Below are 24,087 nucleotides of genomic sequence, written 5' to 3' on the forward strand. Positions count from 1 at the left end.
ATCAAAACTCGCCCGTCTGCTGTTCGGCCTGCTGGCCTATGTCAGCCTCGGCATTGGCCTGATCGCCATCGTCGTGCCCGGCCTGCCGACCACCGAGTTCATCCTTTTAGCCGCGTGGGCTGCGACCCGCAGTTCGCCGCGCTTGAGTGCCTGGCTGGAAAATCACCGCCTGTTCGGGCCGATCCTGAGTAACTGGCGCAACGGCAGGATCATCGCGCGCAAGGCCAAGCTCAGTGCCACCGTCAGCATGCTGCTGTGTGCGACGTTGATGCTGGTGATGCTCGACCACGGCTGGCCGATCTATCTGGCGATTGCCGGCATGGGCCTGGGCAACCTGTGGATCTGGTCGCGTCCGGAGACGCCCGTCGCGGTAGTGAAACATCCTTGTAATTAAAGCCTTTTCAGCACTTTCCCCTGCGCAAACGTTTAGCAGCGACCGTCCGTCGGCAAGCGCCTCATGCCGTCTCGCTCGACGCCGATGAGGATTGAATGGCGCTGAATGGATTTGGCAAACCGGGCTCCCGGCCCAGCCACCTGTTTATTCCATTCGCGAGATCGCCCCATGTTCGACTCTCTTTCCATTCGCCTGAAAATCGTCCTGCTCTCCGGCCTGTGCCTGCTCGGAGTGGTGGCGCTGATTGTCAGCATGAACATCTACCAGACCAACCAGAACGACGCGCTGGTCAGTCAATCCAGCAACCAGTTGCTCACCGCCAGCGTGCAGAACCTGCTGCAGGCCAAGGCCGCCGAACAAGCGGTGCGGGTGCAGAAAACCTTTGGTGAAAGCCTGCTGGTGGTCACCGCCCTCGCCGACCAGATCAAGGATCTGCGGACGATGGCCGCCAAGCGTTCACTCGAAGCCGGCGCCGTTCGGGAAGAGCTGAACCAGAGTCTGAAAACCGCTTTCGAGCGCAACGATAAAGTCCTCGGTATCTGGTTGGCCTTCGAACCCAACGGCCTCGACGGCAAGGACAGCGAATTCGCCAACGATGCTGCGCGGCAGTCCAACGAAGCCGGGCGCTTCGCCTCATACTGGAGCCGTGCCGCCGGCGCCGCGCTGAATACGATCATGGTCGAGGACGACCTGACCAAGACCACCCTCAGCGTCAGCGGTACGCCGTACAACAGTTGGTACACCTGCCCTCGTGACAACAAACGCACCTGCCTGCTCGACCCGTATGCCGACACCGTCGGTGGCAAGGAAATGCTCATGACGACCATTTCCGTACCGCTGCTGGTAGATGGCAAAGCGATCGGCGTGGTCGGTGTCGACATCGCGCTCGACGCCCTGCAAGCCGCCGCCGTCGACTCGCAGCGCAGCCTGTTCAACAACGCCGGGCATATGCTGATCGTCTCCGGCAGCGGTGTGCTGGCGGCCGACAGTGCTGACGCGACGCGGGTCGGCAAAAAAATCAGCGATACCCTCGGCGCCGATGGCAAGGATGTATTGCAACTGGTCGGCAGCGGTACGGCGAAAATCCTCGAACAGGGCGACCTGATTCGCGCGGTTTACCCGGTCGACCCGATCGGCAATTCGCGCGCCTGGGGCGTGGTCATCGACCTGCCCGAGCACGTGCTGCTGGCCGACTCGGTGAAACTTCAAGCGGTGGTGGATGACGCGCAACAAACCGGCGTCATCACTGCCCTGCTGGTGGCGGGCGTGGCCGGTCTGGTCGGCCTCCTGCTGATCTGGCTCACCGCCTCCGGCGTCACCCGTCCGATCAACAGCGTTGCTGAGATGCTGAAGAACATCGCCAGCGGCGAAGGCGATCTGACCCAGCGCCTGAACTACAGCAAGAAAGACGAGCTGGGCGAACTGGTGAACTGGTTCAACCGCTTCCTAGACAAGCTGCAACCGACCATCGCGCAGATCAAACAGAGCATCACCGAAGCGCGCGGCACGGCTGATCAGTCATCGGAAATTGCCCGCCAGACCAGCGAAGGCATGCAAGTGCAGTTCCGCGAAATCGATCAGGTCGCCACCGCGTCCAACGAAATGAGCGCCACTGCCCACGACGTCGCCAACAGTGCCTCGAACGCCGCCAACGCCGCCAAGGGTGCCGACCAGTCGGCGAAGGACGGCATGGCGATCATTGAGCGCAGCACCCGCGACATCAATCAACTGGCCGATGAAGTCAGCAAAGCGGTGACCGAAGTCGAAGCGCTGGCGGTCAACAGCGAGCAGATCGGCTCGGTGCTGGAAGTAATCCGCAGCATCGCCGAACAGACCAACCTGCTGGCCCTCAACGCCGCCATCGAAGCCGCCCGCGCCGGCGAAAGCGGTCGCGGTTTTGCCGTGGTCGCCGATGAGGTGCGCAACCTGGCCAAGCGCACGCAGGATTCGGTGGAAGAAATCCGCATCGTCATCGAGCGCATTCAGACCGGCACCCGTGGCGTGGTCGCGACCATGCACTCGAGCCAGACCCAGGCGCACAACAATGCCGGGCAGATTCGTCAGGCCGTTGATGCGCTGGGCAAGATCAGCGACGCGGTGACGGTGATCAGCGACATGAACCTGCAGATCGCCAGCGCCGCCGAAGAGCAAAGCGCCGTGGCCGAAGAGGTCAACCGCAACGTCTCGGCGATTCGCACCGTGACCGAAACCCTGACCGAACAGGCTACCGAATCGGCGGCGATCAGCAGCCAGCTCAACAGCCTGGCGAGCCAGCAGATGAAATTGATGGATCAGTTTCGCGTCTGATCGCCACCCCACCTATCTGATCGTTCCCACGCTCCGCGTGGGAATGCATCAAGGGACGCTCCGCGTTCCAGCTTTCGATTGGGACGCAGAGCGTCCCGGGCGGCATTCCCACGCGGAGCATGGGAACGATCCTCAATCCAGCCCGGTTATGTTTTGCACTATCATCGCCCTCTCGTTCCGGAGGGCCTTCGATGACTGATCTGCTCACGTCCATCCAAACCGCACTCGGCCTGCCCCACACGCCGATCCCCTTCAACGGTGACGGCGCGTTGCCCTCGGCGTTCGCCGTGACCGATCTGGCCTGCGCCAGCGTCGCCGCTGCCGGGCAAGCGCTCAGCGAATTGCTTCACCAGCAAACCGGGCACTTGCCTGCGGTTGCAGTCGACCGCCGTCTGGCCTCGTTGTGGTTCTCCACCTCGCTGCGCCCGATCGGCTGGCAGGTGCCGCCGCTGTGGGATCCGGTCGCCGGCGACTATGCGACCCGGGACGGCTGGATCCGTCTGCACACCAACGCCCCGCACCACCGCGCCGCCGCTGAACGCGTGCTCGGTGCCTGCGCCGATCGTGCCGCAATGGCGGCGAAAGTCGCACAGTGGGCGAGCGCGGAGCTTGAGCAGGCGGTGGTCGACGCCAAGGGCTGCGCCGCCGAGATGCGCAGTTGGGCGCAGTGGCAGCAGCATCCGCAAGGGCTGGCGGTGAATGCCGAAGCGCTGGTGCAATTCATCGAGCAGACGGACGAGAACCGCAGCCCATGGCAAGGCTCGATCGCACGACCGCTGGCCGGGATCAAGGTGCTCGACCTGACCCGCGTCCTCGCCGGTCCCACCGCCAGCCGCTTTCTCGCCGGGCTCGGCGCGAACGTGCTGCGCATCGATCCGCCGAGCTGGAACGAACCCGGCGTGGTTCCGGAAATGACCGTGGGCAAACATTGCGCGCGTCTGGATCTGCAAGTGCCAGCGGATCGCGCAGTGTTCGAAGGTTTGCTGCAGGACGCCGACATTCTCCTGCATGGCTATCGCGCCGATGCGCTGGAACATCTCGGTTTTGGTGGTGAACGCCGTCGGCGACTGGCACCGGGGCTGATCGACGTCTGCCTCAATGCCTACGGCTGGAGCGGCCCCTGGCAGAACCGCCGGGGCTTCGACAGCCTGGTGCAGATGAGCAGCGGCATTGCCGAGGCCGGGCAGCATTGGAGGCACAGCGATAAACCGACGCCACTGCCGGTGCAGGCACTGGATCATGCGACCGGGTATCTGCTGGCGGCGATTGCGCTCAGGTTACTGACTGAACGACTGGCCAGCGGTCGCGGGGGTACGGCGCGGTTGTCGCTGGCACGGACGGCGAAGCTGTTGCTTGAGCATGGGCCGGGAACGCATGACCCGCTGCGGGCTGAAGACGCACTGGATCAGGATCCGGCGATTGAACACACCGCGTGGGGGCCGGCGCGGAGGTTGCGCGTGCCGCTGCAGATCAGCGGGACGGCGATGCGGTGGAATTGGCCGGCGACGGAGTTGGGCTCGCATCCTCCGTGTTGGCCATGAGAAGCCCCTCACCCTAGCCCTCCCCAGAGGGAGAGGGGACTGATTGGGGGATATTGGAGAGTTACGCCGACGTGAAAGATTTTCGTCGAATCCATAATCGACTCGATCGCTCAGGTCGATGTATAGCGCCAGACACCTCGGTCGGTCCCCTCTCCCTCTGGGAGAGGGCTAGGGTGAGGGGCTGCTTTTCAGATCACAACGACAACACTCCGCTATACAACCCATACGCCGCCAGCCCCGCCCCAATCACCACGCAAGCAAAAATCCCCTTTTCCACCGTAGTGAAAACCGGCTGGCCCTGTTCACGCTTGGCCTTGGCAAACAGGATCACCCCCGGCGCATACAGCAGCGCCGACAGCAGCAGATACTTCACCCCACCGGCATACAACAGCCACACCGCGTAAACCAGGGCGATGCCGCCGATCAGCAGATCCTTGGTGCGCTCGGCCGAGGCGTGTTCGTAGGTTTCGCCGCGCCCGCTGAGTAGCACCGCGTAGGCGGCCGACCATAAATAGGGCACCAGAATCATCGACGAGGCCAGATAGATCAGGCTGGTGTAAGTACCCGCCGAGAACAGTGTGATCAGCAGGAAAATCTGGATCATCACATTGGTCAGCCACAGCGCGTTGACCGGCACGTGATTGTTGTTTTCCTTCTTCAGGAACGCCGGCATGGTTTTGTCTTTGGCCGTGGCGAAGAGGATTTCCGCGCACAGCAAGGCCCATGACAACAACGCGCCCAACAGCGAAATCGCCAGCCCGACGCTGATCAGCAACGCACCCCACGGCCCGACGATGTGCTCGAGCACCGCTGCCAGTGATGGGTTTTGCAGATTGGCCAGTTCCGGCTGGCTCATGATCCCCAGCGACAGCACGTTGACCAGCACCAGCAGCGCCAGCACGCCGAGAAAACCGATCACCGTGGCGCGGCCGACGTCGCTGCGTTTTTCTGCGCGGGCCGAATAGACGCTGGCGCCTTCGATGCCGATGAACACGAACACGGTGACCAGCATCATGTTGCGCACTTGGTCCATCACCCCGCCGAAGTTCGGGTTGCTGCGGCCCCAGATGTCGCGGGTGAAGATGTCAGCCTTGAATGCCACCGCAGCGATGACGATGAACATGATCAGCGGCACAACCTTGGCCACGGTGGTCAGCTGGTTGATCAGCGCCGCCTCCTTGATCCCGCGCATCACCAGAAAATGCACCGCCCACAGCAGCACCGAGGCGCAGCCGATGGCGATCGGCGTGTTGCCCTGGCCGAACACCGGGAAGAAATAGCCAAGGGTGCTGAACAGCAAGACGAAATAGCCGACGTTGCCCAGCCAGGCGCTGATCCAGTAACCCCACGCCGACGAAAAGCCCATGTAGTCGCCGAACCCGGCCTTGGCGTAGGCGTAGACGCCCGAGTCCAGCTCTGGTTTGCGATTGGCCAGGGTCTGAAAGACGAAGGCCAGCGTCAGCATGCCGATTGCGGTGATGCCCCAGCCGATCAGGATCGCCCCGGCATCGGCGCGCGCCGCCATGTTTTGCGGCAACGAGAAAATCCCCCCGCCGATCATCGACCCGACCACCAGCGCGATCAACGCACCAAGGCGCAGTTTTTGCGTCGGTTGCGACATGCAGATCTCCTTGAAAGAGCCGTTGTTGTTTATTTGTAACAACACCTGACTAAAAGCCTAAGGGTAGATGACGTTTATCAGGTAATGCCGAATCTCGCACCGCTATATATAGCCGACCACGATAAGGCGTAGCACATTAAGTCAGTTTTGTTCGCCGATCTTGATTATTCGATTCTGTGCTGAAAACAGATGACCGACATTTGCCAATCGCTGAAAAGCAACTAGCGTCATAGTTCGAAAGCATTAATAGCTATTCCCGATTGCTTCAGCGAAATGGCTCTGGAATGGGCCTTTGAGGCTACAGCGTTATGCCCGCAACGGGCGCACAAGTCATTCATTAACAATGGAATGTGACCATGCACTGATCCATGTCAGCTGTTCGAACAGACAACAGTACTAGGCTGTGAGCTCTCCTTTCCTGCAATGGAGTCATGCAAATGTCTGAAGCGCCCGGAAAACTAAGACTCGGTGCACTGGTTGCACTGGTAGTCGGTTCAATGATTGGCGGCGGGATATTTTCGTTGCCACAAAACATGGCCGCCAGCGCCGACGTCGGTGCAGTGCTGATCGGCTGGGCCATCACAGCAGTCGGCATGCTCACCCTCGCTTTCGTCTTTCAGACCCTCGCCAATCGCAAGCCTGACCTGGACGGCGGAGTCTACGCCTACGCCAAGGCCGGATTCGGCGACTACATGGGTTTCTCATCAGCCTGGGGCTACTGGATCAGCGCCTGGCTGGGCAACGTCGGCTACTTCGTTCTGCTGTTCAGCACCCTCGGCTATTTCTTTCCGATCTTCGGCGAAGGCAATACCCCGGCGGCGGTGATCGGCGCGTCCTTGCTGCTGTGGGGCGTGCATTTCCTGGTGTTGCGCGGGATCAAGGAAGCGGCGTTCATCAACCTGGTGACCACCGTCGCCAAGGTCGTGCCGCTGCTACTGTTCGTGTTGATCGCAGTCTTCGCGTTCAGACTGGACATCTTCACCGCCGACATCTGGGGCGTGAAAAACCCTGATCTGGGCAGTGTGATGAACCAGGTGCGCAACATGATGCTGGTCACCGTCTGGGTGTTCATCGGCATCGAAGGCGCGAGCATCTTCTCCGCCCGCGCCGAGAAACGCTCGGATGTCGGCAAGGCCACCGTGATCGGCTTCATCACCGTGCTGCTGTTTCTGGTGCTGGTGAACGTGCTGTCGCTGGGCATCATGACCCAGCCGGAACTGGCGAAACTGCAGAACCCGTCGATGGCCGCCGTGCTTGAGCATGTGGTCGGTCACTGGGGGGCGGTGCTGATCAGCGTCGGCTTGATCATCTCGCTGCTCGGTGCGCTGCTGTCGTGGGTGCTGCTGTGTGCGGAGATCATGTTCGCCGCCGCCAAAGACCACACCATGCCGGAGTTTCTGCGCAAGGAAAACGCCAACCATGTGCCGGTCAACGCCCTGTGGCTGACCAACGCGATGGTGCAGGTGTTCCTGATCATCACCCTGTTCTCGGCCAGCACTTACCTGTCACTGATCTACCTCGCCACCTCGATGATTCTGGTGCCGTACCTGTGGTCGGCGGCCTATGCCCTGCTGCTGGCGGTGCGCGGCGAGAGCTACGAAGGCTTCGCCGCCGAGCGGCGCAAGGATCTGATCATCGGCGGTATCGCCCTGATCTATGCGGTGTGGTTGTTGTACGCCGGCGGGGTCAAGTACCTGCTGCTGTCGGCCCTGCTCTACGCGCCCGGCGCGATCCTGTTCGCCAAGGCCAAGCTGGAACTCAGACAACCGGTTTTCACCAACGTCGAGAAGCTGATTTTCGCCGCAGTGGTCGTGGGCGCCGTGGTGGCGGCCTACGGTCTCTACGATGGCTTCCTGACGCTGTAACCCCTGATTGAATTGTCATCTGGAGGAACACAGAAATGACCACGGAAAAAGTGAAGTACGGCGTCCACTCCGAAGCCGGGAAACTGCGTAAAGTCATGGTTTGCTCCCCAGGTCTGGCCCATCAGCGGCTGACCCCGAACAACTGCGATGAACTGCTGTTCGATGACGTGCTGTGGGTGGCGCAGGCCAAGCGCGATCACTTCGACTTCGTCACCAAGATGCGCGAGCGCGGCATCGACGTGGTGGAAATGCACAACCTGCTGACCGACATCGTCGCCATTCCCGAAGCGCTGGACTGGATTCTTGAGCGCAAGGTGACCGCCGACTCGGTGGGCCTGGGCCTGATCAGCGAAGTGAAATCCTGGCTGAAAAGCCTCGAGCCACGGCACATCGCCGAATTCCTGATTGGCGGCGTCTCGGCCGATGATCTGCCGGACAGCTTCGGTGGCAAGACCATCCAGATGTTCCGCGATTTCCTCGGCCACTCCAGCTTCATCCTGCCGCCGCTGCCCAACACCCAGTTCACCCGCGATACCACCTGCTGGATCTACGGTGGCGTGACGCTGAACCCGATGTACTGGCCGGCGCGCCGTCAGGAAACCCTGCTGACCACCGCCATCTACAAATTCCATCCGCAGTTCACCAACGCCGAATTCGAGATCTGGTACGGCGACCCGGACAAGGATCACGGCAACTCCACCCTTGAGGGCGGCGACGTCATGCCGATCGGCAACGGTGTGGTGCTGATCGGTATGGGCGAGCGTTCATCGCGTCAGGCCATCGGCCAACTGGCGCTGAACCTGTTCAACAACAAAGCGGTGGAAAAAGTCATCGTCGCCGGCCTGCCGAAATCCCGCGCGGCAATGCACCTGGACACCGTGTTCAGCTTCTGCGACCGCGACCTGGTGACGATCTTCCCGGAAGTGGTCAACCAGATCGTCGCCTTCACCCTGCGTCCTGACGAAAGCAAACAGGGCGGCATCGACATCCGCCGCGAAGAAGGCAGCTTCCTCGACACCGTCGCTGCGGCGCTCAACCTGCCGAAACTGCGCGTGGTGGAAACCGGCGGCAACAGCTTCGCCGCCGAACGCGAGCAATGGGACGACGGCAACAACGTGGTGGCGATGGAACCGGGCGTGGTCATCGGCTACGACCGCAACACCTACACCAACACCCTGCTGCGCAAGGCTGGCGTGGAGGTCATCACCATCAGCGCCGGCGAACTCGGCCGCGGCCGTGGCGGCGGCCACTGCATGACCTGCCCGATCATCCGTGACCCGATCGACTACTAAACGACCGTCCCCCGGCCGCACCCATCCCGTAGCGGCCGGGCCGATTACCGAATCCAAGGAGAATCATCATGGCGTTTAACATTCATAACCGTAACCTGCTCAGCCTGGAACACCACACCCCACGTGAGCTGCGTTACCTGCTCGACCTGTCCCGCGATCTGAAACGCGCGAAATATACCGGCACCGAGCAACAGCATCTGAAGGGCAACAACATCGCCCTGATTTTCGAGAAAACTTCGACCCGCACCCGTTGCGCCTTCGAAGTGGCGGCCTATGACCAAGGCGCCAACGTCACTTACATCGACCCGAACTCCTCGCAAATCGGCCACAAGGAAAGCATGAAGGACACCGCCCGCGTGCTCGGGCGCATGTACGACGCCATCGAGTACCGTGGCTTCAAACAGGAAATCGTTGAGGAGCTGGCCAAGTTCGCCGGCGTGCCGGTGTTCAACGGCCTGACCGATGAATATCACCCGACCCAGATGATCGCCGACGTGCTGACCATGCGTGAGCACGCCGACAAGCCGATCCATGAAATCAGCTACGCCTACCTGGGCGATGCGCGCAACAACATGGGCAACTCGCTGTTGCTGATCGGCGCCAAGCTCGGCATGGACGTGCGCATCTGCGCGCCGAAAGCGCTGTGGCCGCTGGACGATCTGGTCGCGCGCTGCAAAAAATACGGTGAGGAAAGCGGCGCACGCATCACCCTCACCGAAGATCCGAAAGAAGCGGTCAAAGGCGTCGACTTCATTCACACCGATGTCTGGGTATCGATGGGCGAACCGGTGGAAGCCTGGGCCGAGCGCATCCAGCAGTTGCTGCCGTATCAGGTCAACGCCGACCTGATGAAAGCCACCGGCAACCCGCGTACCAAGTTCATGCACTGCCTGCCGGCCTTTCACAACAGCGACACCAAGGTCGGCAAGCAGATTGCCGAGCAGTATCCGCACCTGAAAAACGGCATCGAAGTGACCGACGACGTGTTCGAGTCGCCAGCCTGCATCGCCTTCGAGCAAGCGGAAAACCGCATGCACACGATCAAGGCGATTCTGGTTTCGACACTGGCTGATCTCTGACTGGTTGAAGATGATCGTTCCCACGCTCCCGCGTGGGAATGCATCCCGTGACGCTCTGCGTCACAGCGGACGCGGAGCGTCCGTGGCGGCATTCCCACGCAGAGCGTGGGAACGATCAATACGAAAAGGACATGCACCATGCGTATCGTCGTAGCCCTGGGCGGTAACGCCCTGCTCCGCCGTGGTGAGCCGATGACCGCTGACAACCAGCGCGCCAACATCCGCATCGCCACCGAGCAAATCGCCAAGATCCATCCCGGCAACCAGCTGGTCATCGCCCATGGCAATGGCCCGCAAGTCGGTCTGCTGTCGCTGCAAGCGGCGGCCTACACCTCTGTCACTCCCTACCCGCTGGACGTGCTCGGTGCCGAAACCGAAGGCATGATCGGCTACATCATCGAACAGGAACTGGGCAATCTGCTCGACTTCGAAGTGCCGTTCGCCACCCTGCTGACCCAGGTCGAAGTCGACGCCAACGACCCGGCTTTCAAGAAGCCGAGCAAGCCGATCGGCCCGGTCTACGAGAAAGCCGAAGCGGAAAAACTCGCCGCCGAGAAAGGCTGGGCGATTGCTGCCGATGGCGACAAATTCCGCCGCGTCGTCGCCAGCCCACGGCCGAAGCGCATCTTCGAAATCCGTCCGATCAAGTGGCTGCTGGACAAGGGCAGCATCGTCATTTGCGCTGGTGGCGGCGGTATTCCGACCATGTATGACGAAAACCGTAACCTCAAGGGTATCGAGGCGGTGATCGACAAGGATCTGTGTTCGTCGTTGCTTGCCGAGCAACTGGAAGCCGACCTGCTGGTGATCGCCACCGACGTCAACGCGGCTTTTATCGACTATGGCAAACCCACCCAGAAAGCCATCGCCGAAGCCCACCCGGACGAGCTGGAACGCCTCGGTTTTGCTGCCGGCTCAATGGGGCCGAAGGTGCAGGCAGCCTGCGAATTCGCGCGCCATACTGGCAAGGTCGCGGTGATCGGTTCGCTGGCCGATATCGAAGCCATCGTCCAGGGCACCGCCGGTACGCGGGTCAGCACGGCGAAGCCGGGGATCAGCTACCGATAACAATAAACGCCGGGGCAGGCTCAAGGCCTGCCCCGCTTCCATGCCTTGAAAGGAGTAGCTCAATGGCCCAGTTCGAACCCGGTCATCTGCACATCGAGCGGCACGCGTTGACCGACGATGACGTCAATTACAACGTGCATCTGGACTATGAAGTGTTCACCGATCCGCAGAAAGGCAAAGGGATTCAGTTCACCCTGCACGGCAGCATGCAGGGCAAGGACATGAAGGAGGCGTTTTTCCTGCCCAAGGAAGAGGCCTACAACTTCGCCCGCGATGTCACGCGGATCGCCGAGAAGTACGGAATCCCCAAGACCCACAGCCAGATCGGTTCGGTGCACAAGCATTACGACCTGATGTTTGAAGACATTCGGCAGAAGTTGAATATGCAGTCGGGGGATCCGGTGAACCTCGAGCATTTCGAATAAAAATCAAAAGCCCCTCACCCTAGCCCTCTCCCTGAGGGAGAGGGAACCGATTGGGGGATGCTGCAGCATTGCGTCGACCTGATCCTGCATCACTGAATCCATAATCGCCCGGTACTTTCAGGTCGATGCATAACCCCAGACACCTCGGTCGGCTCCCTCTCCCTCCGGGAGAGGGCTGGGGTGAGGGGGCTTTTGATTTAAGGCATACTTGCCCCCCTCCGCTCTGCAGATCACTGAACCGCCCCCATGCGTATCCACGTCAGCTTCATCGACCGCGTCGGCATCACCCAGGAAGTCCTGGCTATCCTCGGTGGGCGCAATCTCAATCTGGATGCGGTGGAAATGATCCCGCCGAATGTCTACATCGACGCGCCGACCCTCAGCCCGCAAGTGCTCGAAGAACTCAAAGACGCGCTGTTTCGCGTGCTCGGCGTGGAAGCGGTGACCGTGGTCGATATCCTCCCCGGCCAGCGTCGGCACTTGCAGCTCGATGCCCTGCTCGCAGCGATGACCGACCCGGTGCTGGCCCTCGACAGCGCCGGCAAGGTGCTGCTGGCCAACCCGGCGCTGATTGCCCTGTACGGTCGCGAACCGGCCGGCGAAAGCGTCTCGGCGCTGTTCAATGATCCCGGTCTGCTCGACACCCTGCTGGAAAACGGCTTTCGCCTGCCGCTGCGCGAGATCACCGTCAACGGCCAGACCCTGTTGCTCGACGCCACGCCGATCACCGACGCCGGCGCCCTGCTGACCCTGTATCAACCAAATCGCATCGGCGAACAACTCTCGGCACTGCATCACGATCACGCCGAAGGCTTCGACGCCCTGCTCGGCGAATCCCCGGCGATCCGCACACTCAAGGCCCGTGCGCAACGGGTCGCCGCCCTTGATGCACCGCTATTGATTCAGGGCGAAACCGGTACCGGCAAAGAATTGGTGGCCCGCGCCTGTCACGCGATCAGTGCGCGGCACAGTGCTCCTTTTCTGGCGTTGAACTGCGCAGCGCTGCCGGAAAACCTCGCCGAAAGCGAACTGTTCGGCTACGCCCCCGGCGCCTTCACCGGCGCGGCGCGTGGCGGTAAACCGGGGCTGATGGAGCTGGCCAACCAAGGCACAGTGTTCCTCGATGAAATCGGCGAGATGTCGCCGTACTTGCAGGCCAAACTCCTGCGATTTCTCAACGACGGCAGCTTCCGCCGCGTCGGTGGTGATCGGGAAGTAAAGGTCAACGTGCGCATCCTCAGCGCGACCCACCGCGATCTGGAAAAAATGGTCAGCGAAGGCCTGTTCCGCGAGGACCTGTTCTATCGCCTCAACGTGCTCAACGTCGAAGTGCCGCCGCTGCGTGAACGCGGTCAGGACATTTTGCTGCTGGCTCGCTACTTCATGCAGCAGGCCTGTGCGCAGATCCAGCGCCCGGTCTGTCGTCTGGCGCCCGGCACTTATCCGGCGCTGCTCGGCAATCGCTGGCCGGGCAACGTGCGGCAATTGCAGAACGTGATTTTCCGCGCAGCGGCGATTTGCGAGAGCAGCCTGGTCGATATCGGCGACCTCGACATCGCCGGCACTTCGGTGGCGCGCCAGGCCGATACCGATGTCGACAGCCTCGAGCAAGCGGTCGAATCGTTCGAAAGAGAGCTGCTGGAAAAGCTCTACGTCAGCTATCCCTCGACCCGACAACTGGCGAGCCGCTTGCAAACCTCGCACACCGCTATCGCCCATCGCCTGCGCAAATACGGCATTCCCAATAAACCCTGACTCACCACAAATCTCCCCGTAGGAGCTGCCGAAGGCTGCGATCTTTTGATTTTGTTTTTAAAGATCAAGATCAAAAGATCGCAGCCTTCGGCAGCTCCTACAATCCGGGCTTTCAATTCAGGAATGATACTGCCCGGCTGAAAACGACCTCCATCTGTACCGAAAGCGCTACAGCGGAACGATATCGCTACACCCGCCTGTGACCAGCGCTGCGCAACGCTTTGATCCCGTTCAGCTTTTCTCCCCGCCCCAAGCTGTAGCGATTTCGCTACAACAGCAACATCCCAACAAACACCAAAACAACTCAAGCCATTGATTTATATAGATAAATCAACCTTGGCCGCATTCTTGCTACCTGCCTCCTCATCTATAAAGGGCTTCCCCGCCCCAAGCTTTCCACCGCGTCCACCAGACGAGTCTGGCCCCTGAGGAGTTTCCATGAGCGAGTTGCGTTTTACTGAAGATCACGAATGGCTGCGCACCGAAGCCGACGGCAGTGTCACTGTCGGCATCACCGCATTCGCGCAGAACGCTTTGGGCGACGTGGTGTTCGTGCAACTGCCTGAGCTGCAGGCTTACGAAAAAGGCGCTGAAGCCGCCACCGTGGAATCGGTGAAAGCCGCCAGCGGCGTGTACATGCCGCTCGATGGCGACGTGCTGGAAGTCAACCCGGCGCTGGAAAACGCTCCTGAGCTGGTCAACGAAGATCCGCTGGGCGAAGGCTGGTTCTTCCGCTTCCAGCCAAGCGACGCCGCCGCTGTCGGCAAATTGCTCGATCAGGACGCTTACGACCGCCTGATCAAAGCCCAAGCCGAAGCCTGAGGAATTACCCCATGACCGCCATCAATCTCGGCACCGCCAACGAATTCATCGCCCGTCACATCGGCCCGCGCGCCGGTGACGAGCAAGCCATGCTCAACAGCCTCGGCTACGATTCCCTCGAAGCGCTGAGCGCCAGCGTCATCCCGGAAAGCATCAAGGGCACCAGCGTGCTGGGCATGGACGACGGCCTCAGCGAAGCCGACGCCTTGGCGATGATCAAATCCATCGCCGGCAAGAATCAGCTGTTCAAGACCTACATTGGCCAAGGCTACTACAACTGCCACACGCCTTCGCCGATCCTGCGCAACCTGCTGGAAAACCCGGCCTGGTACACCGCTTACACCCCATACCAGCCAGAAATTTCCCAGGGCCGTCTCGAAGCGCTGCTGAACTTCCAGACCATGATCAGCGACCTTACCGGCCTGCCGATCGCCAACGCCTCCCTGCTCGACGAAGCCACCGCCGCTGCCGAAGCCATGACCTTCTGCAAACGCCTGAGCAAGAACAAGGGCAGCCACCAGTTCTTCGCCTCGATCCACAGCCATCCGCAGACCCTCGACGTGCTGCGCACCCGTGCCGAGCCGCTCGGTATTGACGTGGTCGTGGGCGATGAGCGCGAACTGACTGACGTCACGCCGTTCTTCGGCGCGCTGCTGCAATACCCGGCGAGCAACGGTGATGTGTTCGACTACCGCGAGCTGACCGAGCGCTTCCACGCCGCCAACGCTTTGGTCGCTGTTGCCGCTGATTTGCTCGCCCTGACGCTGCTCACCGCACCGGGCGAATTCGGTGCCGACGTCGCCATCGGTTCGGCGCAACGCTTCGGCGTGCCGCTGGGCTTCGGTGGCCCGCACGCCGCTTACTTCTCCACCAAGGATGCGTTCAAGCGCGATATGCCGGGCCGTCTGGTCGGTGTCTCGGTTGACCGTTTCGGCAAGCCAGCCCTGCGTCTGGCGATGCAGACCCGCGAGCAACACATCCGCCGCGAGAAGGCCACCTCGAACATCTGTACCGCCCAAGTGCTGCTGGCCAACATCGCCAGCATGTACGCCGTCTACCACGGTCCGAAAGGCCTGACCCAGATCGCCAACCGCGTGCATCACCTGACCGCGATTCTGGCCAAGGGCCTGACCGCGCTGGGCGCTCAAGTCGAGCAGGCAAACTTCTTCGACACCCTGACTGTTGCCACCGGCGCAGACACCGCTGCGCTGCACGACAAGGCGCACGCTCAGCAGATCAACCTGCGCGTGATCGACGCTCAGCGTCTGGGCCTGTCGGTCGACGAAACCACCACTCAGGCTGATATCGAAACCCTGTGGGGCCTGTTCGCCGACGGCAAGACCCTGCCGGACTTCGCTGCGCTGGCCGCCTCGGTGCAGAGCACCATTCCTGCTGAGCTGGTGCGCCAGTCGCCGATCCTCAGCCACCCGGTGTTCAACCGTTATCACTCGGAAACCGAGCTGATGCGCTACCTGCGCAAACTGGCGGACAAGGACCTGGCGCTGGATCGCACGATGATCCCGCTGGGCTCATGCACCATGAAACTCAACGCCGCCAGCGAAATGATCCCGGTGACCTGGGCCGAATTCGGTGCGCTGCACCCGTTCGCCCCGGCCGCACAAAGCGCGGGTTACCAGCAACTGACCGATGAGCTGGAAGCGATGCTCTGCGCCGCCACCGGTTACGACTCGATCTCGCTGCAACCGAACGCCGGTTCGCAAGGTGAATACGCAGGTCTCCTGGCGATCCGCGCCTACCACCAGAGCCGAGGCGATGAGCGCCGCGACATCTGTCTGATCCCGTCGTCGGCCCACGGCACCAACCCGGCCACCGCGCAAATGGCCGGTATGCGCGTGGTCGTCACCGCGTGCGATGCCCGTGGCAACGTCGACATTGAAGACCTGCGCGCCAAAGCCATCGAGCACCGCGAACACCTCGCCGCGCTGATGATCACCTACCCGTCGACCCACGGCGTGTTCGAAGAAGGCATCCGCGAAATCTGCGCGATCATTCACGACAACGGCGGCCAGGTGTACATCGACGGCGCCAACATGAACGCCATGGTCGGCCTCTGCGCACCGGGCAAGTTCGGCGGCGACGTTTCGCACCTCAACCTGCACAAAACCTTCTGCATCCCGCACGGCGGTGGCGGCCCGGGCGTCGGCCCGATTGGCGTCAAATCGCACCTGACCCCGTTCCTGCCTGGCCACGGCCAGATGGAACGCAAGGAAGGCGCGGTCTGCGCGGCACCGTTCGGCAGCGCAAGCATTCTGCCGATCACCTGGATGTACATCCGCATGATGGGTGGCGCCGGTCTGAAGCGCGCTTCGCAACTGGCGATCCTCAACGCCAACTACATTTCCCGTCGCCTCGAAGAGCATTACCCAGTGCTGTACACCGGCAGCAACGGCCTGGTGGCGCACGAGTGCATTCTTGATCTGCGTCCATTGAAAGACAGCAGCGGCATCAGCGTCGATGACGTCGCCAAACGCCTGATCGATTTCGGTTTCCACGCGCCGACCATGTCGTTCCCGGTCGCCGGCACGCTGATGATCGAGCCGACCGAAAGCGAATCCAAGGAAGAACTGGACCGCTTCTGTGACGCGATGATCCGCATCCGCGAAGAAATCCGCGCAGTGGAAAACGGCACGCTGGACAAGGAAGACAACCCACTGAAAAACGCCCCGCACACCGCAGCGGAACTGGTTGGCGAATGGACCCACCCGTACAGCCGTGAGCAAGCGGTGTACCCGGTCGCGTCGCTGATCGAAGGCAAATACTGGCCGCCGGTCGGCCGCGTCGACAACGTCTTCGGCGATCGCAACCTGGTGTGCGCCTGCCCGTCGATCGAAAGCTACGCTTAAAGGAATGAGGGGGCGGGTTCGCCCGCCCCTTTCTTCACAACACCACAAAACCCTGTGGGAGCGAGCTTGCTCGCGAAAGCGGTAGGTCAGCCAACCTCGATGTGACTGACACTGCGCCTTCGCGAGCAAGCTCGCTCCCACAGGGAATGTGCTAAGCCCGAAAATCAGCCAATCCCTATAACAAGAAACCGGAGAACCACTCATGTCGTTAAGCGTGTTCGACCTGTTCAAGATTGGCATCGGTCCCTCCAGTTCCCACACCGTCGGCCCGATGCGCGCCGCTGCGCGCTTTGCCGAGGGTTTACGCCGCGAAAACCTGCTGACCAGCACCGCCAGCGTGCGTGTCGAGCTGTACGGTTCGCTCGGCGCTACCGGTAAAGGACACGGCAGCGACAAAGCCGTGCTGCTCGGCCTCGAAGGCGAACATCCGGACACTGTCGACACCGAAACCGTCGCCGCGCGCCTGCAAGAAATTCGCGGCAATGGCCGACTGAATCTGCTCGGTGAACACAGCATCGCGTTCAACGAGAAAGAACATCTGGCGATGATCCGCAAACCGTTGGCCTACCACCCCAACGGCATGATCTTTCGCGCCTTCGATGCGGCGGGGATTCAGATCCGCAGTCGCGAGTACTACTCGGTCGGCGGTGGTTTTGTTGTCGATGAAGATGCCGCCGGTGCCGATCGCATCGTCGAAGACGCCACGCCGCTGACCTTTCCGTTCAAAAGTGCCAAGGATTTGCTCGGTCATTGCGCCACCTATGGCCTGTCGATCAGCCAGGTGATGCTGACCAATGAAAGCGCCTGGCGCCCGGAAGCAGAAACCCGTGCCGGCCTGCTGAAAATCTGGCAAGTGATGCAGGACTGCGTTGCCGCTGGTTGCCGTAACGAAGGCATTTTGCCGGGCGGCTTGAAGGTCAAACGCCGGGCGGCGGCGCTGCATCGGCAATTGTGCAAGAACCCGGAATCGGCGTTGCGCGATCCGCTGTCGGTGCTCGACTGGGTCAATCTTTATGCGTTGGCGGTCAACGAAGAAAACGCCAATGGCGGACGCGTGGTCACTGCGCCCACCAATGGCGCGGCGGGGATCATTCCGGCGGTGCTGCATTACTACATGCGTTTTATCCCCGGGGCGAATGACGACGGTGTCGTGCGTTTTCTGCTGACCGCTGCCGCAATCGGCATTCTTTACAAGGAAAACGCTTCGATCTCCGGCGCCGAAGTCGGTTGTCAGGGTGAAGTCGGTGTGGCCTGTTCAATGGCAGCCGGCGCTTTGTGCGAAGTGCTCGGCGGCAGCGTGCAACAAGTCGAGAACGCCGCGGAAATCGGCATGGAACACAACCTCGGCCTGACCTGCGACCCGATCGGCGGTCTGGTGCAGGTGCCTTGCATCGAGCGCAACGCGATGGGCTCGGTGAAAGCCATCAACGCGGTGCGCATGGCCATGCGTGGCGACGGTCAGCATTTCGTCTCCCTCGACAAAGTCATCCGAACCATGCGCCAGACCGGCGCCGACATGAAAAGCAAATACAAGGAAACCGCTCGCGGCGGCCTGGCGGTCAACATTATCGAATGCTGATTACGAACTCAGCCAAACGTAACTAGCCCCCTCTCCCTCCGGGAGAGGGCTGGGGTGAGGGGCTCTTGATCTTGCCTCTCACCCGCAACCCAAATTCAAAGGAGCCACGCATGTCCACCGAACAACTCTCGAAAACCCCGCTGCACGCACTGCACCTCGAACTCGGCGCGCGCATGGTGCCGTTCGCCGGCTACGACATGCCCGTGCAATACCCGCTCGGCGTGATGAAAGAACACCAGCACACCCGTGAGCAAGCCGGGTTGTTCGACGTCTCGCACATGGGCCAGATTCGCCTGACCGGCGCCAATGCGGCCAAAGCCCTGGAAACCCTGGTGCCAGTGGACATCATCGACCTGCCGGTAGGCATGCAGCGTTATGCGATGTTCACCAACGAAAGCGGTGGGATTCTCGACGACCTGATGGTCGCAAATCTGGGCAATGACGAGCTGTTCCTGGTGGTCAACGCCGCGTGCAAGGATCAGGATCTCGCGCATCTGCGAAAACACATCGGCGATCAGTGCACCATTACGGCGCTGTTCGAAGAGCGCGCCCTGCTCGCCCTGCAAGGTCCGGCAGCCGTCACAGTGCTGGCGCGTCTTGCGCCGGACGTGGCGAAGATGACGTTCATGCAGTTCAACCGTGTGTCGTTGCTCGGCGTGGACTGCTTTGTCAGCCGTTCGGGCTACACCGGTGAAGACGGTTTCGAAATCTCGGTACCGGCCGCTGAAGCGGAGAAACTAGCCCGCGCCCTGCTCGCCGAGCCAGAGGTTCAGGCCATCGGCCTTGGCGCCCGCGACTCGCTGCGTCTGGAAGCCGGCCTGTGCCTGTACGGCCACGACATGAACACCGAGACCACACCGATCGAAGCCAGCCTGCTCTGGGCGATCTCCAAGCCACGCCGCGCCGATGGCGCACGGGCCGGGGGTTTCCCGGGCGCGGAGCAGATATTCGCGCAGCAACAAAATGGCGTGGCACGCAAACGCGTCGGCCTGCTGCCACAGGAGCGTACCCCGGTGCGTGAAGGCGCAGAGATCGTCAACGAGGCCGGCGAGATCATCGGCAGCGTCTGCAGTGGCGGCTTCGGCCCGACCTTGGGCGGGCCATTGGCGATGGGATACCTTGACACCGCTTACGTCGCGCTCGATACACCTGTGTGGGCCATCGTCCGTGGGAAAAAGGTGCAAATGCTTGTAAGCAAAATGCCATTTGTTCCACAACGCTACTATCGCGGTTGATCGACTGTTTCTATAAGTAACGCGATTGCGTTATGCGTGCACTAATGTGTAACGCAATCGCCATAAAACAGTGCGTTTTTTAACATCTGTTTCGAATATGAACGTTGCTTATAACGACTGCAAAAAACTGAACCAGACAATCGTCTAAGACTGCACTAGTGAACCGTCTAATTTCCGCGAAGAGCAGTAAAACCGGGGCCTTCGCAGGGCTTGTTTTTTCTCCCGTAGTTGGCGTAGAGTTTGTCCACTGTGTTTGCATGGGTCAGCTTGGAATCGTGACCTGGGCAGTAGCCTACAAGTTAGCTACATCCCGCTCGACGTCTTCTTACTCCTTGCAACCAGCTCCAGTACTCTTTCATGTGAAAGGGGCTGTCATCAATTTATGCGTCAAAGGAAATAAGAAATGTCCACACGTCAGAGCGGTACCGTCAAGTGGTTTAACGACGAGAAAGGTTTTGGTTTTATCACTCCAGAAAGCGGTCCGGATCTGTTCGTACATTTCCGCGCCATTCAGGGCAACGGCTTCAAGAGCCTGAAAGAAGGCCAGAAAGTGACTTTCGTTGCTGTGCAAGGCCAGAAAGGCATGCAGGCTGACGAAGTACAAGCAGAAGCCTGATCTTCTGATACGAAAAAGCCCCTGATATTGATATCAGGGGCTTTTTTGTGCGCGCTAATCCGTAAAATGGCGCTTCCATTCACGCCTTGAGGCTGCCATGTCGAAACACCTGCTCACGCCGCAAGGGGACTTTCCTCCCGTTGCTCTCGGTCGTCGTCTGGCGGCGATGTTCTACGACTTCCTGCTGTGCACCGCCCTGCTGATCGTCACCGGATTCATCTACAAGTTGATCCAGGCCGCGATCATTGGCGAAGAACGGCTGCGGGTGATGACCGACGCCGGCCAGCTCGATGGTGACCCGCTGTATTCCACGGTGCTGCTGTTGGTATTGTTCGGCTTCTTCGCCAAGTTCTGGACCCATGGCGGGCAGACGCTCGGTATGCAGGTGTGGGGCATTCGCGTGCAGAACAACGACGGCACGGCCATCAGCCTGTGGCAGGCGCTGTTGCGCTTTATGGTGTCGATCGCGTCGTGGTTGTGTATCGGGCTGGGGTTCTTCTGGTCGCTGTTCGACAAGCAGAAGCGCACCTGGCACGACATCTATTCGGATACGTGCGTGGTGCGAATCCCGAAGAAGAGCAAATAATTTCCATACTCAAGAGTCGGCCTGTGGTGAGGGGATTTATCCCCGTCCGGCTGCGTAGCAGTCGTAAAGGAGCCCACGCGGTATCCCTGATATGCCGCGGTGTTTGATTTAGGGCGGCTTCGCCACCCAACGGGGATAAATCCCCTCGCCACAGGGCTCACTTCTACAAGGGGTACTCAGGCGTTACCGGCCAGCTTCATCCGCGCTGCCTGAGTGAAGTCGAGCATGCGCTTCAACGGGCGAATCGCCTGGGGAATCAGCGCCGGATCGACAAAGATCTCGTTGGTGCCTTCCTTCAAGCTCTTGAGCGTGCGCTCAAGGGTATTCATGGCCATCCACGGGCAATGTGCACAACTGCGGCACGCGGCGCCATTACCGGCGGTAGGCGCCTCGATAAAGACCTTGTCCGGGCACAGCTGCTGCATCTTGTAGAAGATGCCACGGTCGGTGGCGACGATCAGGGTCTTGTTCGGCAGGCTTTGCGCGGCAGCGATCAACTGGCTGGTGGAACCGACGGCGTCCGCCAGTTCGATCACCGAAGTCGGCGACTCCGGATGCACCAGAATTGCTGCGTCCGGGTACAGCGCCTTCATGTCCTCGAGCTGCTTGGACTTGAACTCTTCGTGGACGATGCAGGCACCGTCCCAAAGCAGCATGTCGGCGCCGGTCTTGCGCTGAATGTAAGTGCCCAGGTGCTTGTCCGGGCCCCAGATGATCGTCTCGCCGTTGTCCATCAGGCTTTCGACGATCTCCAGTGCGCAGCTCGAAGTCACCACCCAGTCAGCCCGAGCCTTCACGGCGGCGGAAGTATTGGCATACACCACCACGGTACGTTCCGGGTGCTGATCGCAGAACGCCGAAAACTCGTCGACCGGGCAGCCCAGGTCCAGCGAGCAGGTCGCCTCCAGGGTCGGCATCAGCACGCGTTTTTCCGGATTGAGAATTTTTGCCGTCTCGCCCATGAACTTGACGCCGGCGACCACCACGGTCTTGGCCGGATGGGCATTGCCGAAGCGGGCCATTTCCAGGGAGTCGGAAACACAGCCGCCGGTTTCTTCGGCCAGGGCCTGAATCACCGGATCGCAATAGAAGTGGGCCACGAGCACCGCGTCCTGAGCCTTGAGCTCGGCGGCGATGGCGGAACGGTAGTAAGCCTCCTCTTCTGCCGTCAGCGGTTTCGGCTGTTTGGCGTCGAGGTGGGCTTGAACCAGAAGGCGTTCGGAAATCTGCGTCATGTTCGCAAGACCTGCAGGCGCATTCGCGCGAAAGTCGAGTATACACCCGGCTCCGGACCACTAGAGGGTACCGCCGGGAGAGTGAGTATCATCAGGCACGGGACAGCGTTGAAGCTGCGCAAGGCTACAGAATATCCCGTTGATACAAAAGATGATTCTGACCTGCGTCAGGTGTGGCCGCGCTGAAACATCGAACGCCCAAATTGCAGGCAAAAAAAAACCCGGAAATCCTCACTTTCGTGGGCCTTCCGGATTTTCTAAACCGCCAAATATGGTGGGTCGTGTGGGATTCGAACCTACGACCAATTGGTTAAAAGCCAACTGCTCTACCAACTGAGCTAACGACCCGCTGTGTGGTGGCGCGTATAATACTGATTTTTAAGGACTATTCAACACCTTTTTTGAAAAAATCAAAAATAAGGGGTTGGATCGTCCACACCAGCTGCCGCGAAGCCTTCTGCACGCAGGCGGCAGCTGTCGCATTTGCCGCAAGCGCGGCCGTCATCGTCGGCCTGATAGCAGGAAACCGTCAGACCGTAATCAACGCCAAGCTTCACGCCGGCCTGAACGATCTGCGCTTTGCTCAGGTTCTGCAGCGGCGCCTGGATGCGGAAGCCGTTGCCTTCCACGCCGGCCTTGGTCGCCAGATTGGCCATGCGCTCGAACGACTCGATGAACTCGGGACGGCAGTCCGGGTAGCCGGAATAATCCACTGCATTGACGCCGATGAAGATGTCGCGGGCGCCGAGCACTTCGGCCCAACCCAATGCCAACGACAGGAAAACCGTGTTGCGCGCCGGCACGTAAGTCACCGGAATGCCTTCGCCCAGCTCTTCCGGAATGTCGATGCTGGTGTCGGTCAGCGCCGAGCCGCCCATGCCATTGAGGTTCAGTCCGATGACCTTGTGCTCGACCACACCCAGGTCGCGAGCAACGCGGGCGGCGGCGTGCAATTCGGCATGCGAGCGCTGGCCGTAATCGAAGCTCATGGTGTAGCAGGCGTAGCCTTCGGCGCGTGCCATCGCCACGACGGTGGCCGAGTCGAGGCCGCCCGAAAGCAGGATAACGGCACGTTTTTCGGTAGTGTTCAGTTGTTCAATCATCTCAGCGCCCCGGCTCATCATTCCATAGATATTTATGCAACTGCAGTTGCAGCCGCACTGGCAGGTTGTCTGCCACCACCCAATCCGCCAGATCCCTGGCATTGAGGTCATGATGACTTGGGGAGAAAAGCACTTCACCCGCACGTCGATCAAGCCCGTACTGGATCAGCTTCGATACCGCCCAGTCATAGTCTTCCCGCGAGCAGATGACAAACTTCACCTGATCGTTGCGGGTCAGCAGTTCGATGTTCTCGTAACGGTTGCGATGGGCTTCTTTCGAGCCCGGCGTTTTCAGATCGACGACGCGACTGACACGCGGATCGACAGCGGATACGTCGAGGGCGCCGCTGGTTTCCAGCGAGACCTCGTAACCGGCATCACACAACCGTTCAAGCAAAGGAATGGCGTTCGGCTGAGCCAACGGCTCACCGCCGGTGACACAAACGTAGCGCGGACGATATCCGGCCACTTGCTCAAGGATGTCGTCGAGGGTGCGGACGGTGCCGCCGCTGAACGCGTAAGCGCTATCGCAGTACTGGCAACGCAACGGGCAACCGGTCAGGCGCACGAAAACCGTGGGCAGCCCGGCAGTCCGAGTTTCCCCCTGCAACGAGTAGAAAACTTCGGTGATTCTCAATGTGTCTTGCATAGTCGCCACGGGCGTAACAGCTAAACAGGCTGTCCGCCTCCGTCAGGCACT

The 24,087-nt window shown here is 60.7% G+C and carries 19 protein-coding genes and 1 tRNA gene; 15 read left to right on the top strand and 5 right to left on the bottom strand.

What is annotated here, in order from left to right:
* The 3 genes from D8U70_RS20775 to D8U70_RS20790 form a co-directional block, all read left to right on the top strand.
* On the top strand, positions 1 to 394 hold a 394-nt coding region (locus D8U70_RS20775), incomplete at its 5' end, for a YbaN family protein (RefSeq protein ID WP_130929630.1).
* A 168-nt stretch (positions 395 to 562) separates the two neighbouring features.
* Positions 563 to 2,701 (top strand): methyl-accepting chemotaxis protein, encoded by a 2,139-nt coding sequence (locus tag D8U70_RS20780; protein ID WP_130929631.1) that lies wholly within the window; start codon positions 563 to 565, stop codon positions 2,699 to 2,701.
* 191 nt (positions 2,702 to 2,892) lie between these two features.
* Entirely contained in the window at positions 2,893 to 4,242 is a 1,350-nt protein-coding gene (locus tag D8U70_RS20790) for a CoA transferase (protein WP_130929632.1), read from the top strand.
* A 193-nt stretch (positions 4,243 to 4,435) separates the two neighbouring features.
* Here D8U70_RS20790 and arcD (D8U70_RS20795) read toward each other — a convergent pair whose 3' ends face one another.
* Positions 4,436 to 5,863, bottom strand: coding sequence for an arginine-ornithine antiporter (gene arcD / locus D8U70_RS20795; protein ID WP_073472012.1), 1,428 nt, complete (start codon positions 5,861 to 5,863; stop codon positions 4,436 to 4,438).
* A gap of 437 nt (positions 5,864 to 6,300) precedes the next feature.
* On the opposite strand from arcD (D8U70_RS20795), the gene arcD (D8U70_RS20800) reads away from it, so the two are divergent.
* From arcD (D8U70_RS20800) to D8U70_RS20860, 12 genes are all read left to right on the top strand, one after another.
* A complete protein-coding gene (gene arcD, locus D8U70_RS20800; RefSeq protein ID WP_024014073.1) occupies positions 6,301 to 7,728 on the top strand; it encodes an arginine-ornithine antiporter in 1,428 nt (475 codons plus the stop codon).
* 35 nt (positions 7,729 to 7,763) lie between these two features.
* Positions 7,764 to 9,020, top strand: coding sequence for an arginine deiminase (gene arcA / locus D8U70_RS20805; protein ID WP_016773516.1), 1,257 nt, complete (start codon positions 7,764 to 7,766; stop codon positions 9,018 to 9,020).
* 68 nt (positions 9,021 to 9,088) lie between these two features.
* Complete coding sequence (locus D8U70_RS20810) at positions 9,089 to 10,099, top strand: ornithine carbamoyltransferase (RefSeq protein WP_024014074.1); 1,011 nt, start codon at positions 9,089 to 9,091, stop codon at positions 10,097 to 10,099.
* Between the two features lie 138 nt (positions 10,100 to 10,237).
* Entirely contained in the window at positions 10,238 to 11,167 is a 930-nt protein-coding gene (arcC, locus tag D8U70_RS20815; protein WP_122880482.1) for a carbamate kinase, read from the top strand.
* A 62-nt stretch (positions 11,168 to 11,229) separates the two neighbouring features.
* A complete protein-coding gene (locus D8U70_RS20820; RefSeq protein ID WP_041479784.1) occupies positions 11,230 to 11,592 on the top strand; it encodes a DUF5064 family protein in 363 nt (120 codons plus the stop codon).
* 246 nt (positions 11,593 to 11,838) lie between these two features.
* Positions 11,839 to 13,347, top strand: a complete 1,509-nt coding sequence (locus D8U70_RS20825) for a sigma-54-dependent transcriptional regulator (RefSeq protein ID WP_110646607.1) — start codon at positions 11,839 to 11,841, stop codon at positions 13,345 to 13,347.
* A 438-nt stretch (positions 13,348 to 13,785) separates the two neighbouring features.
* Positions 13,786 to 14,169, top strand: coding sequence for a glycine cleavage system protein GcvH (gene gcvH / locus D8U70_RS20835; protein WP_016773514.1), 384 nt, complete (start codon positions 13,786 to 13,788; stop codon positions 14,167 to 14,169).
* 11 nt (positions 14,170 to 14,180) lie between these two features.
* On the top strand, positions 14,181 to 17,033 hold the full coding sequence (gene gcvP, locus D8U70_RS20840; protein ID WP_130929633.1) for an aminomethyl-transferring glycine dehydrogenase: 2,853 nt from the start codon (positions 14,181 to 14,183) through the stop codon (positions 17,031 to 17,033).
* A gap of 202 nt (positions 17,034 to 17,235) precedes the next feature.
* Positions 17,236 to 18,612, top strand: coding sequence for an L-serine ammonia-lyase (locus D8U70_RS20845; RefSeq protein WP_016773512.1), 1,377 nt, complete (start codon positions 17,236 to 17,238; stop codon positions 18,610 to 18,612).
* Positions 18,613 to 18,722: 110 nt separating this feature from the next.
* A complete protein-coding gene (gcvT, locus tag D8U70_RS20850; RefSeq protein WP_130929634.1) occupies positions 18,723 to 19,847 on the top strand; it encodes a glycine cleavage system aminomethyltransferase GcvT in 1,125 nt (374 codons plus the stop codon).
* Positions 19,848 to 20,250: 403 nt separating this feature from the next.
* A complete protein-coding gene (locus D8U70_RS20855) occupies positions 20,251 to 20,463 on the top strand; it encodes a cold-shock protein (protein WP_003227496.1) in 213 nt (70 codons plus the stop codon).
* Positions 20,464 to 20,560: 97 nt separating this feature from the next.
* The gene (locus tag D8U70_RS20860) at positions 20,561 to 21,049 is read left to right on the top strand and encodes an RDD family protein (RefSeq protein WP_110646609.1); all 489 of its coding nucleotides are present in this window, start codon (positions 20,561 to 20,563) and stop codon (positions 21,047 to 21,049) included.
* Positions 21,050 to 21,225: 176 nt separating this feature from the next.
* On the opposite strand, the gene nadA is transcribed toward D8U70_RS20860, so the two are convergent.
* From nadA to queE, 4 genes are all read right to left on the bottom strand, one after another.
* Positions 21,226 to 22,284: a quinolinate synthase NadA gene (nadA, locus tag D8U70_RS20865; protein ID WP_016773509.1), complete on the bottom strand. Its 1,059-nt coding sequence runs from the start codon at positions 22,282 to 22,284 to the stop codon at positions 21,226 to 21,228.
* A gap of 272 nt (positions 22,285 to 22,556) precedes the next feature.
* A tRNA-Lys gene (locus D8U70_RS20870) sits at positions 22,557 to 22,632 on the bottom strand.
* A 62-nt stretch (positions 22,633 to 22,694) separates the two neighbouring features.
* Positions 22,695 to 23,387, bottom strand: coding sequence for a 7-cyano-7-deazaguanine synthase QueC (gene queC, locus D8U70_RS20875; RefSeq protein ID WP_071173362.1), 693 nt, complete (start codon positions 23,385 to 23,387; stop codon positions 22,695 to 22,697).
* Between the two features lies 1 nt (position 23,388).
* Positions 23,389 to 24,036 (bottom strand): 7-carboxy-7-deazaguanine synthase QueE, encoded by a 648-nt coding sequence (gene queE, locus D8U70_RS20880; RefSeq protein WP_041479789.1) that lies wholly within the window; start codon positions 24,034 to 24,036, stop codon positions 23,389 to 23,391.
* Positions 24,037 to 24,087 lie beyond the last annotated feature (51 nt).

The sequence above is a fragment of the Pseudomonas sp. Sample_20 genome, from assembly GCF_004307585.1.
Lineage (GTDB): Bacteria > Pseudomonadota > Gammaproteobacteria > Pseudomonadales > Pseudomonadaceae > Aquipseudomonas > Aquipseudomonas atacamensis.

Bases quoted from the DNA above. Each gene is read 5' to 3' on its own strand.
- D8U70_RS20780 (WP_130929631.1), top strand. From the start codon at position 563: ATGTTCGACTCTCTTTCCATTCGCCTGAAAATCGTCCTGCTCTCCGGC.
- D8U70_RS20790 (WP_130929632.1), top strand. From the start codon at position 2,893: ATGACTGATCTGCTCACGTCCATCCAAACCGCACTCGGCCTGCCCCAC.
- arcD (WP_073472012.1), bottom strand. From the start codon at position 5,863: ATGTCGCAACCGACGCAAAAACTGCGCCTTGGTGCGTTGATCGCGCTG.
- arcD (WP_024014073.1), top strand. From the start codon at position 6,301: ATGTCTGAAGCGCCCGGAAAACTAAGACTCGGTGCACTGGTTGCACTG.
- arcA (WP_016773516.1), top strand. From the start codon at position 7,764: ATGACCACGGAAAAAGTGAAGTACGGCGTCCACTCCGAAGCCGGGAAA.
- D8U70_RS20810 (WP_024014074.1), top strand. From the start codon at position 9,089: ATGGCGTTTAACATTCATAACCGTAACCTGCTCAGCCTGGAACACCAC.
- arcC (WP_122880482.1), top strand. From the start codon at position 10,238: ATGCGTATCGTCGTAGCCCTGGGCGGTAACGCCCTGCTCCGCCGTGGT.
- D8U70_RS20820 (WP_041479784.1), top strand. From the start codon at position 11,230: ATGGCCCAGTTCGAACCCGGTCATCTGCACATCGAGCGGCACGCGTTG.
- D8U70_RS20825 (WP_110646607.1), top strand. From the start codon at position 11,839: ATGCGTATCCACGTCAGCTTCATCGACCGCGTCGGCATCACCCAGGAA.
- gcvH (WP_016773514.1), top strand. From the start codon at position 13,786: ATGAGCGAGTTGCGTTTTACTGAAGATCACGAATGGCTGCGCACCGAA.
- gcvP (WP_130929633.1), top strand. From the start codon at position 14,181: ATGACCGCCATCAATCTCGGCACCGCCAACGAATTCATCGCCCGTCAC.
- D8U70_RS20845 (WP_016773512.1), top strand. From the start codon at position 17,236: ATGTCGTTAAGCGTGTTCGACCTGTTCAAGATTGGCATCGGTCCCTCC.
- gcvT (WP_130929634.1), top strand. From the start codon at position 18,723: ATGTCCACCGAACAACTCTCGAAAACCCCGCTGCACGCACTGCACCTC.
- D8U70_RS20855 (WP_003227496.1), top strand. From the start codon at position 20,251: ATGTCCACACGTCAGAGCGGTACCGTCAAGTGGTTTAACGACGAGAAA.
- D8U70_RS20860 (WP_110646609.1), top strand. From the start codon at position 20,561: ATGTCGAAACACCTGCTCACGCCGCAAGGGGACTTTCCTCCCGTTGCT.
- nadA (WP_016773509.1), bottom strand. From the start codon at position 22,284: ATGACGCAGATTTCCGAACGCCTTCTGGTTCAAGCCCACCTCGACGCC.
- queC (WP_071173362.1), bottom strand. From the start codon at position 23,387: ATGATTGAACAACTGAACACTACCGAAAAACGTGCCGTTATCCTGCTT.
- queE (WP_041479789.1), bottom strand. From the start codon at position 24,036: ATGCAAGACACATTGAGAATCACCGAAGTTTTCTACTCGTTGCAGGGG.